The 13,366-nt window shown below is 46.5% G+C and carries 10 protein-coding genes; 1 reads left to right on the forward strand and 9 read right to left on the reverse strand.

Annotated features, from left to right (window positions below):
* Positions 1–33 precede the first annotated feature (33 nt).
* The 5 genes from tkt to ACWGOO_RS03845 all read right to left on the reverse strand — a co-directional run bounded on the left by tkt (position 34) and on the right by ACWGOO_RS03845 (position 6,301).
* Positions 34–2,079: a transketolase gene (gene tkt / locus ACWGOO_RS03825; protein ID WP_452481500.1), complete on the reverse strand. Its 2,046-nt coding sequence runs from the start codon at positions 2,077–2,079 to the stop codon at positions 34–36.
* Between the two features lie 354 nt (positions 2,080–2,433).
* Positions 2,434–3,549 (reverse strand): RNA-guided endonuclease TnpB family protein, encoded by a 1,116-nt coding sequence (locus ACWGOO_RS03830; protein WP_452481501.1) that lies wholly within the window; start codon positions 3,547–3,549, stop codon positions 2,434–2,436.
* An 11-nt stretch (positions 3,550–3,560) separates the two neighbouring features.
* Positions 3,561–3,959 carry an IS200/IS605 family transposase gene (tnpA, locus tag ACWGOO_RS03835; RefSeq protein ID WP_452481502.1) on the reverse strand — a complete coding sequence of 133 codons (399 nt, stop codon included), beginning with the start codon at positions 3,957–3,959 and terminating at the stop codon, positions 3,561–3,563.
* A gap of 301 nt (positions 3,960–4,260) precedes the next feature.
* Positions 4,261–5,151 (reverse strand): formyltetrahydrofolate deformylase, encoded by an 891-nt coding sequence (purU, locus tag ACWGOO_RS03840; RefSeq protein WP_452481503.1) that lies wholly within the window; start codon positions 5,149–5,151, stop codon positions 4,261–4,263.
* Positions 5,152–5,173: 22 nt separating this feature from the next.
* The gene (locus ACWGOO_RS03845) at positions 5,174–6,301 is read right to left on the reverse strand and encodes a deoxyribonuclease IV (protein ID WP_452481504.1); all 1,128 of its coding nucleotides are present in this window, start codon (positions 6,299–6,301) and stop codon (positions 5,174–5,176) included.
* 236 nt (positions 6,302–6,537) lie between these two features.
* Between ACWGOO_RS03845 and ACWGOO_RS03850 the strand changes: the two genes are divergently transcribed.
* The gene (locus ACWGOO_RS03850) at positions 6,538–7,452 is read left to right on the forward strand and encodes a TIGR01777 family oxidoreductase (RefSeq protein WP_452481505.1); all 915 of its coding nucleotides are present in this window, start codon (positions 6,538–6,540) and stop codon (positions 7,450–7,452) included.
* 126 nt (positions 7,453–7,578) lie between these two features.
* Here ACWGOO_RS03850 and ACWGOO_RS03855 read toward each other — a convergent pair whose 3' ends face one another.
* The 4 genes from ACWGOO_RS03855 to ACWGOO_RS03870 form a co-directional block, all read right to left on the reverse strand.
* Entirely contained in the window at positions 7,579–9,474 is a 1,896-nt protein-coding gene (locus ACWGOO_RS03855; protein WP_452481506.1) for a DUF6382 domain-containing protein, read from the reverse strand.
* 65 nt (positions 9,475–9,539) lie between these two features.
* Positions 9,540–10,052, reverse strand: a complete 513-nt coding sequence (locus tag ACWGOO_RS03860) for an A24 family peptidase (RefSeq protein WP_452481507.1) — start codon at positions 10,050–10,052, stop codon at positions 9,540–9,542.
* 117 nt (positions 10,053–10,169) lie between these two features.
* On the reverse strand, positions 10,170–11,165 hold the full coding sequence (locus ACWGOO_RS03865; protein ID WP_452481508.1) for a pilus assembly protein: 996 nt from the start codon (positions 11,163–11,165) through the stop codon (positions 10,170–10,172).
* A complete protein-coding gene (locus tag ACWGOO_RS03870) occupies positions 11,134–13,350 on the reverse strand; it encodes a hypothetical protein (RefSeq protein ID WP_452481509.1) in 2,217 nt (738 codons plus the stop codon). Before ACWGOO_RS03870 ends, ACWGOO_RS03865 begins: the two co-directional genes overlap by 32 nt.
* Positions 13,351–13,366: the final 16 nt, after the last annotated feature.

Consider the following 13,366-nt stretch of genomic DNA (forward strand, 5'->3'; position numbering starts at 1 on the left):
GCTTAGGTTACGACTGTCTGTTAAAAGATTGTTTTATTTCAACAAAGCTTTTACACGATTAACAACGTTCTCTACCGTAAAGCCATATTCCTTAATGACGCGGTCGCCAGGTGCGGATGCGCCAAATGTGCTAATACCAAGAATGTCGCCTTGGTCGCCGACATATTTTTCCCAGCCCAGTGGATAAGCCATTTCTACAGCCAAACGAGCTTTTACTTCAGGCAGCAGAACGGAATCTTTGTATGCTTTGTCTTGTTTTTCGAACAGATCCCAGCTTGGGAAGCTGATGACGCGTACTTGGATACCTTGCTCCGCAAGTGCTTCCTGAGCTTTAACAGCCAGTTGTACCTCGGAACCTGTAGCCAGAATTTGAGCAACCGGTGTACCGTCTGTCGCATCTGCAACGACATAAGCACCGCGTTTGATACCTTCGCGTGCATGTTCAGCAGTAGCAGCCAGGATTGGCAGGTTTTGGCGAGTCAATACCAGAGCAACTGGGTTTTTCTTGTTTTCCAGCGTGTAAGCCCAAGCAGCGGAAGTTTCATTACCATCCGCTGGACGGATAACCGTCAGGTTCGGGATAATACGCAGGGAAGCCAATTGTTCGATCGGCTCATGAGTCGGGCCATCTTCACCAACAGCAATACTATCGTGAGTCAGAACGTAAGTTACAGGCAATCCCATCAGAGCTGCCAGACGAACGGCTGGACGCAAGTAATCCGTAAACACGAAGAATGTACCGCCGAATACTTTTACCCCTTGATGCAATGTCATACCATTCATCGCAGCAGCCATACCGAACTCGCGGATACCGAAATAGATGTTACGGCCGGCATAGTCTTCTGGCGTAAAGTTCGTCAGGTTGTTCAAGTGTGTCATCGTGGAACTTTCCAGATCGGCAGATCCGCCAGTCAGGAATGGTACGTTTGGAGCCAATCCGTTCAGTGCGTTACCAGAAGCCACACGAGTCGAAACTGCTTTGTCTTCAGTTGTGTACTTCGGAAGATCACGGTCCCATCCTTCTGGAAGGTCGCCGCTTACGGCTGTTTCGAACTGAGCTGCCAGGTCAGGGTAAGCTGCTTTGTATTTCGCGAACTGCTCATCCCATGCTTTGTTCGCTGTGATGCCGCGCTCTTTTACTTTAGCAAAATGCTCGCGAACCTCTTGGGGTACGTGGAAGTCCTCTTCGTATACCCATTTGTAAAATTCTTTAGTCAGCTTGGCTTCGTCTGCGCCCAGTGGAGAACCGTGAGTACCGCCATGTCCGCCTTTACCTTGCTTGTTCGGGCTTCCGTAGCCGATGACTGTTTTCACTTCAATCAACGCAGGGCGTGTCGAGTCGCCTTGCGCTTCCTCAATCGCTTTTTGGATCGCTGAAAGGTCGTTACCATCCTCTACGCGCAGTACTTGCCAGTTGTAGGCTTCAAAGCGTTTGGCAACACTTTCGGAAGAAGATAGGTCCAGCTTGCCATCCAGTGTAATATCATTGGAATCAAACAATACGATCAGTTTGCCCAGACGCAGACGTCCAGCCAATGAAGCCGCTTCGTGAGACAGGCCTTCCATCAGATCGCCGTCGCCGCAGATTGCATACGTGAAGTGATCCACAACTTTGAATTGGTCTTTATTATAGGTTGCACCCAGTTGAGCTTCAGCCATTGCCATACCTACGGCCATAGCTACACCTTGTCCCAGAGGTCCGGTCGTAGCGTCTACGCCAGCGGTGTGTCCAAACTCCGGGTGACCTGGTGTAAGGCTGCCCCATTGACGGAATTGTTTCAGTTCTTCCATAGGCAGATCATAACCGCTCAGGTGCAGCAAGCTGTACAGCAGCATGGAGCCGTGTCCTGCGGACAGTACAAAACGGTCACGGTTAATCCATGTAGGGTGATTCGGGTTATGATTCATCGTTTTAGCAAAAAGTTGGTAGCCCATCGGCGCGGAACCCATCGGCATGCCGGGATGTCCCGAGTTTGCCTTCTCAATGGCATCAATTGCCAACGTACGGATTGTCGTAATGGACAAGTTGTCGATCGTGAAGTTTTCATCCTTTTGAATCGCTTGATTCTGGTCAGTCATGGTTAACCTCCTCATATTGTGAAAAGTATTCCAATTACATTCGGTCATGCTCGCCAATACCGCCGTCTGATATAGAAACGACGCTCATTGAAGTGAGTGAATCTGCTTGAATGTTTCAATATGACTTATACACTCTTGAATATTGTACCATTTGCCGTTCAGGTTTGCTAGATCGTTTATGAAGATCGTTGTGAACATGTAGTACCGAGTCCTTATACAAATATACCAGTATTAAGCTCATGTGAACTACCCTCCACTTACGCTAACGCTTAGAGGTGAGGGCTTCTAAGGTAATCGTACCTAACGGTACGAAATTTACTTAGCTATCAAGCCTGAACCATGCTCTATTGTGGACTACAATTGCTCTAACAGCCGCAATCCTTCGCTTCTGATATTGATAGAAGCGTTCCCATCCCTATCTGACACAAAACCACATTCACAGTGGAATATACGTTCAGAAAGGGATAGAGATTCCTTTACTTTACCGCAACACGAGCAAGTCTTAGACGATGGAAACCACTTGTCTATTTTTATCAGTTTTTTTCCTTGCTCCTCTAACTTGTATTGGAGAAATGTCGTGAACATTCCCCAAGCATTGTCAGCAACGCTTTTGCCAAAGTTCAGGGCTTGCGACATTCCTTTCATATTGAGGTCTTCAATGACCACGCCATCATACCGTTTGGCCAATTTGTGTGATTCCTTATGTAGAAAGTCTTTTCGTTGGTTGGTGATTTTTTCATGAATCTTTGCTACTACCATCCTTTGCTTGTTCCAGCGAGAAGAACCTTTCACACGTCTGGATAAGATACGTTGCGCTTTCACTAAACGATCTAACATTTGACGGTAGAAACGAGGATAATTGGCTTTCTCACCCTCACTACCGACATATAGTTTAGCCATTGTAAAGTCTAACCCAACAACGGTTTCGACTTGTTTTTGAATACGTTCCGTCTCATATTCAGTGAGAATAGACACGTAGTATTTCCCAGTGGATGTCATCGAGATCGTACATGACTTGATGATATGTTCAGCAGGGATTTCTCTATGTCGTTTTACTTTCACCCGTTTGAGCTTTGGTAATTTGATATAGCCATTCATAAGCATAATGTTTCCGTTCACAACATGGGTTGTGTATGATTTTCTTGCCTTCTTACTCTTGAATGCAGGGAAATTAGTCGTTCCACTATAAAAATTTCTGTAAGCAGTCTGCAAGTTTAATTGAGCATTAGCCAATGCCAAAGAATCGACTTCTTTCAGCCAAACAAACTCATCTTTATACTTAGCAGGGGTAGGGAACTTTCGCTTTTTCAAGGCTTCTTTATCGTCCTTGAATTGTTCGTATACTCCCTTGCGTTCAGCTAACATTTTGTTATACACAAAACGAACACAACCAAAAGTTTTACGCATAAGGTGGGCTTGTTCCTCTGTTGGATACAAACGAAACTTATATGCTTTATTATATTTATCCATATATTCTCACCTCACTTTTGACCATGATTTTCTATATACTTCTTTATTACCTCAACAGGCGAGCCACCTGTTGTAAGTAAGCAAAAACTTCTTGACCAAAACATTTCTTTCCAAAGCTTCTTTCTGACTTGCGGAAAATCTCTTTTGATGAGTCGAGAACTTGCACTCTTATACGCATTTATGAACTTTGTCATTTCAGTGTTCGGATGTGCTTTGAACAGAACGTGAACATGGTTATTGTCATGATTCCATTCTATTAGAGTTATGTTGTAACCCTCCGCAAGTCGCACAAACATGTCTTTTGCATAATCGGATATTTCATCATCAAATACATTTCTTCTATATTTCACGACAAGTACGAGATGATAATTCAATAAGAACACTGAATGATTATTACTATCTAATTTCATTGATATACCAATCCTTGTACTTGATACGACTGATTATAAACCTATCCAAATAATAAGCAAACCTTTTTGGCTACGCCAAACTGAAATTTATCTCCACCTTACCGTTGGAACTAACGTTCCTTAACACGCTTGAAGATGGAGACTTAATTTAGAAAATCGTTTAAAAATCATAAAATCGCGAAAACAACGTATTTTGTCCGGTTTTGGCACCCGATTTCCATAGAAAAAAGCAAAAACCCGTCATTTCGACGGGCTTTGCTTGTAAAAAGTATGAACTTTTACATTTTAAATCAATATAAAATCAGTTAAAAACGACCGTTTTATTTTCATGAACCAAAATTCGGTCCTCCGCATGCCACTTCACGGCTCTTGCCAAAACGACTCGCTCAATGGTGCGACCGATCCGTTTTAACTCATTGACATCATCACCGTGGCTTACCCGCTGTACGTCCTGCTCGATAATCGGGCCACCGTCCAGATCCTCAGTTACATAATGCGCGGTAGCGCCAATAATTTTCACACCGCGATTATAGGCTTGAGCATATGGCTTTCCACCCACGAATGCAGGCAGGAACGAATGATGAATATTGATGATCCGGTTGCGGTAATGCTCAATGAACTTAGGTGAAATAATTTGCATGTACCTAGCCAAAATAATGACGTCGATATCTTCACCAATGACCTCCAGCTGACGGCGTTCCGCCTCCAGTTTGGTATCGGCTGTCACCGGAATATGGTGGTACGGAATACCGAACGATTCCACATACTTCTTCATATCCGGATGATTGCTGACCACCAGAGAAATATCTGCGTCCAGATCCCCTGCCTGCCATTGCCACAGTAGCTCCACCAGACAATGATCTTCTTTGGAAACGAAAATGGCGAGCTTTTTCTTGCGGCTGACCGCTGAAATCGTCCACTCCATTCGGAATTGTTGTGCAACCGCGATGAAATCCTGCTCCAATTGGGGCTGGGCTTTACTCAAGTTTGGCAGATCAAATTCAACCCGCATAAAAAACATACCGCCGGACGGGTCCATCGTGTATTGATCAGATTGAACAATGTTGGCACCATGCTCGTACAAAAAGCGAGACACGGCCGCTACAATACCCGGGCCATCAGGACAGGATACGAGCATACGCGCACGGTTTTCATACACAGATTGAGTACTGCTTGGCTGATGTTTTACCATGTGGCTACAAATCCCCCTTGGCTTATACCGTCACTGGCAAATGACTGCCGGCAAACCAGGCAATCAGACGATGATTAATATGTTCTTCGCTCAACTCCGGAAACAATGCTGCTTCCGTTACCATGTCATACAGACGTTCCAGCGGCTCGCGCGGATCAGCTTTTTTCGCTTTGGCATCATTTTTCAATAGCGTCCAGGTATCCAGCACAAAGTTACGCACATCCACATCCTGCTTTTTGAAAAACGAATGCAGTTGCTCTACCTGACCCACAAACTCATCGCCAAAACGCTCTTTCACATTCCCGCGAAGCAAAGCGATTTCAACCTCATACATCGGACGCTGGGTTTTCGCTTCCTTCCCAATCCATGGCGTTTCCAAAATAAACGGGCGACCTTGAAGCGCATCGTGATGTACCACGTTATGAATGGTCTGGTAGCCAATCCAGCCTGATCCAATCGGAGTATGGCGGTCTTTATGGGCGCCAACCGTATTTTTACTGTCATTGACGTGAACCACTGCGATGCGATCCAGCCCGACAATACGATCAAATTGCTCCAGCACGCCGTCCAGATCATTCACAATATCATAGCCCGCATCGTGAATATGACAGGTATCCATACAAACCGTAAGACGCTCGTTGTGCTCTACTTTATCTATAATGGAGGCAATTTCTTCGAAGCTGCGGCCCATTTCGGTGCCTTTGCCCGCCATTGTTTCCAGCGCAATGTTGACATTCGTCTCCTTCACACCGTTCAGTACCTCATTCAAACCGTCGGCGATACGCCCAATTCCGTATTCTGCATCCTTATCAGTAAAAGCGCCCGGATGAAGCACGATGTTTTTCACGCCAATCGCGTGGGTGCGACGAATTTCCTCCTGAAGAAAGCTGACCGCGAGCTCATAGGTATTTTCTTTGTAAGAGCCGAGATTGATGATATACGGGGCATGCACCACGATATCCTCCATCCCTTTTTCAGCCATCAACTGCTTGCCTTCCTCCAGATACATGGATTCCATCGGCTTACGGCGCGTATTTTGAGGTGCCCCCGTGTATATCATGAACGAGCTGGACCCGTAAGAAGACGCTTCTTTTGCAGCGCTGAGCAGACCCTTGTCCGAGAAGGACACATGAGAACCAATTTTCAGCATGATTCGGTTTCATCCCCTTATCCTTGTTATCCTGTTATGCTTGTCTTATTTTGATTTAATCATTTTAACGTGATTATTGAAATCAAACAACATGGCTTTTATGGTAGTGCACACAAATCAGGATTACACGTAAGAGAACCGAGGCAAATGAACATTCAAATGAGGTTTTTTTCTCGAAAAGGGTTATATTGTATACATATATATTTTTTTGCGAATCGGAAGGAGAGTCGAACTCCATGAATATCATTATATGCGGAGGTACTGGATTGGTAGGGAGTGTACTGGTCAAAAGCCTGCTCGACGATGGAAACACCGTGAAAGTGATCACCCGCAAGCCGCTGGTAGGTCACGATACAAGCCCCCGCTTGCAATTCATGAGCTGGAACGAACTGAAACAAAAACCCGAATCACTAGAAGGCACAGACGCGGCCATTAATCTGGCAGGAGAGACGCTGAATCAGCGCTGGACGAACAAGTCCAAGCAAAGAATTCTCCAATCACGCCTGTTGTCCGTTGCCCAATTGGCCCAAGCGCTAAATGTTCTGCAAAAAAAGCCGGAAGTCATCATTCAAGCTTCGGCTGTCGCCGCATATGGCACATCTCTCACTGAAACGTTCGATGAAACCAGCCCGCGCCATTCGGAAGACTTTCTGTCTCAAGTGGTCGAGCAGTGGGAAGAAGCCTCCAATGCCTACACTTCCGAATCCCGGTTAATCAAGCTCCGCATTAGTCTCGTACTGGACAGCAAACGCGGGGCTTTCCCACTCATGAAGCTGCCTTACAGCTTCGGATTCGGCGGCAAAATAGGCAGCGGTGACCAATGGATGAGCTGGATTCATATTGAGGATATCGTCCGCCTGATCACTCACTGCATCCATACAACGGATATTACCGGGGCCGTGAACGCATCATCACCACACCCGTTGACGAACGACCAGTTTGGTAGAACTGTGGCTGAGGTTTACCACCGCCCACACTGGTTTACCGTTCCCGGAGTTCTCGTTCAGAAGTTAGTCGGTGAGATGAGTACCCTCGTTTTGGACGGCCAAAAAGTAATCCCGCGCAAAGCGCTGGAGCACGGGTTTCAGTTTAACTATCCTTCACTGAAGAAGGCACTGGGGGAGCTACATTCTCCTCATAAGAAGCATTGAATTTAAAAGAGGAACCCTAGCTGATAAAATCTTTATCAGCTAGGGTTCCTCTTTTCTATTAGAATACAAAAGAAGCCGGTAGCATTAATCGGGCTCCTTCTTTATACATATCAAACTACCCTTCACTCAAGAAGCGCTGGAGGGAAATTTAAAAGATTCCAGTCGATAAGTATAGGACACTCCGGCTATTTTAAAAGTGTCTCCTTCCTTCATAGCATACTCCTTGTAAGGCACCATTGGCTCTCCGTTCAGAGCGGTTCCGTTCGTCGAGGACAAATCCTTAACAATGTGACCTTGTCCTTCTGCATCTATACAAAGCTCAATATGAGAACGGGACACTCCATCCGTATGTTCTACAAACTGGACCAATTGCGGCTCTCTTCCGATGAAGAAGCTGCCTGCAACGAATTGGTTCGGCTGCAATCGGATACGCTCGGCCGCTTCACTTCCCGGTGGCTTGCGTTCCAAACAGGCAATCGGTGATTGCTGAACGTGTGGAATATGTATCCCCTGATCTGCATGAAGCAGCACCGTTTCCTGCCTCGATGTAGCATTTAGCAGTTCCGTCACACCAGACAGCGACTTATAATATGCCTCGCTGGTATCACTGGCTTCCAAATCACTTTCCCGAGCCGTATCTCTCCTCTGCGGCTCGTGCACGTCATGACGTGCAGAAGCTTTACCTATATCTCCCGCACCCCGACTACCCATATTTTCAGATTCAGCGTCAGGAAAAGACCATCTCCAGCTTTCCTGTCCTTGATCATCTGAATTGGAAGAGTGCTTATCCTTTTTCTGACGTCCTGCTACGAATCCGGTTAGCTTATCGACCTGATAACGGTCATTTTTCCGCTGTGCAGGAGAAGCTGCGCCAAGCCATTCCGAATCCAGCACAGGGACTGAATCCGCATAGGTATGAGACGAAGCGCCCTTGCGTCCCCATTTTCCCGTCCAGCTCATATAACCAACGGCTGCGAGTACCAAGGTCAGCACAACGGAAATAACGAGCGGCACCGTATCTGGATGGTCCAGATAAATATAGCGCCACACGATGGCCGAAGCGAGAAGACAGACTAAAGCAATGTACGTTTTATATTTCTGCAATGCAGGCTCCGTTTCTTCTATTTCTACATCTGCCTCATCATTCTCCTGGGGCTTCACGGACGGCTTGAGCCGATTGATCCGTTTAAGCTCCTGGATCTCCTGAAGCGTTTCCTGATCCTCATGCATTTTTTTCTGGAGTCTCGGTTCCCTTGAGGCGAAAAATTTAGATTCCTCTCCTTGCCCATATCCTCCTCGACTCGTCGAATGATCGGCTGACGGAAAAGATTTTCCGTATGCATCTGTTGAATGCAATCCGTCACGCTCTCCTTGCACTCCCATTCGAACACGGGTATCTCTGCTGCGTCCTTCTCCATCTTCACCTTGAACGCTAAAGCTGTCTGCGCCGACCGTCATCCCTTGCAGCAGCAGTTCCTTCAATGCTCCCGGATCAAATTCATTCCTGTCGCACAGTTCAAATATGCGCTGCATATGGTCCCCTTGAAAATGAACCACACGTGTCATCAAGCGAATGACCAATTGCTTAAATTGGCTCCCTGCCTGCCCTTCATTTCGTATACCCTGCAAAGGAACATAGGTTAAACTAACGTTTTCCCTTGAGCTTGAACCGCTAATAAAAATATAATCCTCATGCAAAATAAATTGAAGCCTATCCAGCATGTATTGCGGGCTACGATGAAGGGCATCCGCCACTTCAAAAAGAATCCGGTAGAAATCGGAAGTCGATACTCCTCCTCCCTTCCATACCTGAGACAGCATACGTTGACCCGAAATATCGTAGTGCAGCTCCACCTGAAAATCGACTTCCTTGATTCTTAGCTCCAGAAGACCGGGAATCCGATTGCCAGCCATCATTCCGGTTTGCACAGAATTTAAATCATCGGTCTTAAGCCCACTTTCCTTGTTCAAAATCATAAATGTCCCGCCGTTGCGGGCAAAATCCCTGCTTAAACCAAACAATTCATGACCTCCTTAGCATTTTCCCAATCTCCGTGAGTACCATGATATCTACCTAACCGGACATGTTATGGCAAAAAGTAAAGATAAGCGCTGATCGCTCCCGGAATAACTGCGGTCATAAAAGGAAACCTGAGATGTGCTTCCCTTCCGCTCGTCAGCGCCTTGCCGCTGCGAAACAGAAAAAATCCTCCCAAATTAAAAGCCACACGCCGCAATCTCATCATGGTTTCCCGTCTCCACAGCAGGATCACCACGCCAATAATACCCGCGAAAAAAATCGAATATAGAGCCGATTGCCATGCAAAAGCAGCCCCCGTCCATGCTCCGATTAAGCCAAACAGCTTCACATCGCCTGCTCCTACAGCTCCCATCCAGTACAGAATCAACATGAAGCCAAATCCCGTACCCAGTCCAGCGGCTGCAAATAAAAATCCATGCCAGCCCCCAAACACCGTATTAAACAGCAAGCCCATCGCCATGCCGGGCAGCGTAAGCTTGTTAGGAATTTTCATACTACGTAAATCCGTGACCAGCGCAATCGCTAGCAAAACACCACATACGATATACATCCACGTCAATGCAGTTCCCCCCTTAATGATAAGCATGAAGCATTCCAAACCTTTTTCATCGTTGTTATCTCTATCTACTCGTGTTATGCCTATGCATCCGTGCTATCGTGATCCATCTGTGTTCCTCTATCCGTCCGAAGTCTTCTCCACCGAAAATGGAACCTCGATACGTTGTCCATCCTCCGTTTCGATCACAAAGCTCCATTGACCAGGTGTCGTGTTTGTACCTACAAACCAGTTCCATTCAATAATCCCGTCTGCATCGGCAGAGATCCAGCCCAAGTGTTGAGCCGTGCTTTGACCCGACTTATAAAATATAGAAAGATTAGCAGTCGTTCCGGGTTCCACCTTGGCCTTAATCAAATTGTATACACCCTTCACGGCAGGCTCAGGCTTGGCAAGCAGCTGTATGGAACCCCCGGCATCCTTAACCGCTGTAGCATCTCCTGTACCTGCTCCCTCTCCCGTATCACCGATCCAAAGACGTTCCTCTGCCGCCGCCTGAAGCACAATACTACGATACAGAAAGGGAACCTTCATCGGAAGCTCATAAGACAGCTCCACCCTAAAATAAGGGTCCTTAGTTCCCGTAAGAGACGGCACATGCACGCTCGTTACGTGTATACGGTCGTACTCCAGAATGCTATCCTCTATAAAAGGCTTTAACAGCGGCTTTAGAGCAGGATCAAGCACGGCTTCTGTCAAGCGCCCTCGTAGCTCCTCCATAGGCTTTTTGCCCCCCTGCACAGCGCTTTCCACCCAATCACCGAGGGGAGGTGGCAGTTGGGCAGCGAATTGGCTTGCATATTCACTCACAGATAACTTGGGTAGCTCATCCAGCGGTTGGCGGACTGCATCTATTTTCGCAGACGCCGCATCCACCGCTAGAGACACCGGATAGATTTTAGCCGAAACCTGTTTGACCGCTTCAGAAGCGGTGGTCTGTAAGGCCGTAGATACCAGCGTCATCTGTACCATATAAATCAGAAAAATAATAAAAAACAAAAATAACGGCAACACCAGCGACGCTTCTAAAACGATACTTCCTTGTTCACGGCGACTCCGTCCACCAACTCGCTGTAAATACCGATTAATAAGAAAAATGCGCTGTTTTCGTAACATAGTACACACTTCCCTTAATACTTTCGCCTTCCTCTGAGGCAGTGCCCAGCATCTTCATCACCCCAGGTAAAAACCATAGCCGCATCCCGTTCTTAACCTCGCCCCTTGCATACGTTTGCCTTTCGGCAGGATTGACATCTGTATTCAGGCGGATCAGGGCCAGCATGCGGGACATTTTACGTTCATTATTGCTATGGAGCATGAGGAACAATCTCAAATGATCCTTGTACGTCATTCGAAATTTAAGAAAATCAGACAAAGGCACATACCCCTTCTGAGCCAGCATAATCATATCTTCAATCGCCTTCTCTACCCCATATAAAAGAGCTGCCGCCAAAACGACCAACGGATTGCCTTTGGAGCTATTTTTGACCAATCCCTCCATCGTACGAATAGACAGCCTCATAGCGAAAATCTCGCCATAAGCGGAGGCCAGGTTTCCGGTCGAATTATGGAAACCGTACAGGATGTACTCGACCTCCTGATTATTCAGCTCCAGTTGATCTCCCAAAATTTGCGTTGCGTTTCCCACATTTCCACCTGATCCGGCTAAACTGCCAAATCGACTAAAATCCACGTGATTAAAGTATGAGAGCGCATATTCATTTTGGAAAAATTCATCCCCCAGTTGCGTCAGCAAGCCGGATGCCGCACCGTATAGACCATCCATACTGTCCATGGAAGCTCCTGCCGCATCATAGGTGTCGTAGGACAAATCAGCGGCTACAGACGGGCTGGATGCAGACTGGTTAAAAGAAATACTTTCATTGTAATACTGCTCCAGCTTTTGAAATTGTCCGGCACTTTGCGTACCTTTGGAGAGCATTTCAATGATCTGATAGGCTTGCTTAAGCTTTTTCTTCGCCTCTTTTTCCATTTTTTTGCGTTCTTTATCAGGTCCGCGTCGCGTGTCCATGGCTCTGGCTTCATCATCGAGTACATTAGAAGGCCCCGTCCAGGCATATGCATTCAAGTATTTATCCATTTCCTTGAGCGTTGAGATCACTTCTTGTCTGAACATATCTGTATTGAGATTCGGATCTGTATAAAAAGATAATGTGCGAATCATACTCGTTAATCTGTTGTTAACCGTATGAATAGCCGTTCGTTGCTTTTCTATAGTCGCTTCCATCTGATCAAATTCCATATCAGGAATTAATAAGTCGTCAGCCTTCTGCCTTGCGCTTCCTACAGACGGATCAGCACTGGAGCTCCCTCCACTTGGTGTAGGGGCTGCGGAAACCTCATCATACCCTGCATTGGCAGCCCTCTGTTTATATTGAGCAATGACTTGACGCATCTCTTCGTTAATCTGCCTGGCCTCATTCAGCGGCTCCTTAGCCTCTACAAGCAGCTTGTCATGCTCTTCCCCTATCTTAATCATGGCTTGGCCCAGAAGATCAAGTGCCGATCTCGCCCTTCTTGCATATTTCTCGATCTGCATCATTTTAACGTCGTCTACACTCTTTTTATTATCCTCATACACATGCACATAATGCTTATATTGGGCGGCAATATCGGCTACAACCTCAAGGGAATCCCAAATATACTGATTAGGGATATACGCGCCCCTCTGTTTAATGATCCGTTTGCGAACCTCTTCCATATAAGCTCCTGCCTCACGCTGCTTTTCCAGCATGTCATCCAGCTTGGCCTCACGTTTGTCATACAGCTTTTGTAGCCGTTTCAGCAAATCAACCGTATGGGAAGCCTCTTTCATATTCTGAGAGAGCGGCTTCAGCTTTTCGAGCACTTCCACTGTAAAATCGACAGGCGCTTTATACTTCATTTCTTCACGGATTTGCTCATTAAATATGGCATATTTACCAAGCTCTCTTTCCATGTGCAGAGAACTCGAATCCAGCTTCGTATTCATAAGCGGAAGTGTGTTTGCATGCGGTGTGCGCTTGGCGCTGTCGTTCAGCACTTTGGCCATAATTTGTTCTCCGCTGCTCTCACCATAGGCAAAAAGACCGTAATCCTGTTGCAATGCCGGATCATAGGCAGACATAACTGAACGAACCGCCGCATGGGTCAACCGTTCAGTTTGCACATGCAGCGCAGCAATTCGTGCATAATCAATAAAAACAGCAATAAAGCCGAACATGACCGCCAAAATCAGAATCAAAAAAACCGTGACGGCACCTGACTCGCCATCCTTTGCATTACTTCCTGTTCCAAACACACGCTTCCTCCCTTCC

It is taken from the genome of Paenibacillus sp. NPDC055715, from assembly GCF_053617595.1.

What these genes read in the sequence shown, in the direction of transcription:
- tkt (WP_452481500.1), bottom strand. Translation starts at nt 2,079, where the DNA reads ATGACTGACCAGAATCAAGCGATTCAAAAGGATGAAAACTTCACGATC.
- ACWGOO_RS03830 (WP_452481501.1), bottom strand. Translation starts at nt 3,549, where the DNA reads ATGGATAAATATAATAAAGCATATAAGTTTCGTTTGTATCCAACAGAG.
- tnpA (WP_452481502.1), bottom strand. Translation starts at nt 3,959, where the DNA reads ATGAAATTAGATAGTAATAATCATTCAGTGTTCTTATTGAATTATCAT.
- purU (WP_452481503.1), bottom strand. Translation starts at nt 5,151, where the DNA reads ATGGTAAAACATCAGCCAAGCAGTACTCAATCTGTGTATGAAAACCGT.
- ACWGOO_RS03845 (WP_452481504.1), bottom strand. Translation starts at nt 6,301, where the DNA reads ATGCTGAAAATTGGTTCTCATGTGTCCTTCTCGGACAAGGGTCTGCTC.
- ACWGOO_RS03850 (WP_452481505.1), top strand. Translation starts at nt 6,538, where the DNA reads ATGAATATCATTATATGCGGAGGTACTGGATTGGTAGGGAGTGTACTG.
- ACWGOO_RS03865 (WP_452481508.1), bottom strand. Translation starts at nt 11,165, where the DNA reads ATGTTACGAAAACAGCGCATTTTTCTTATTAATCGGTATTTACAGCGA.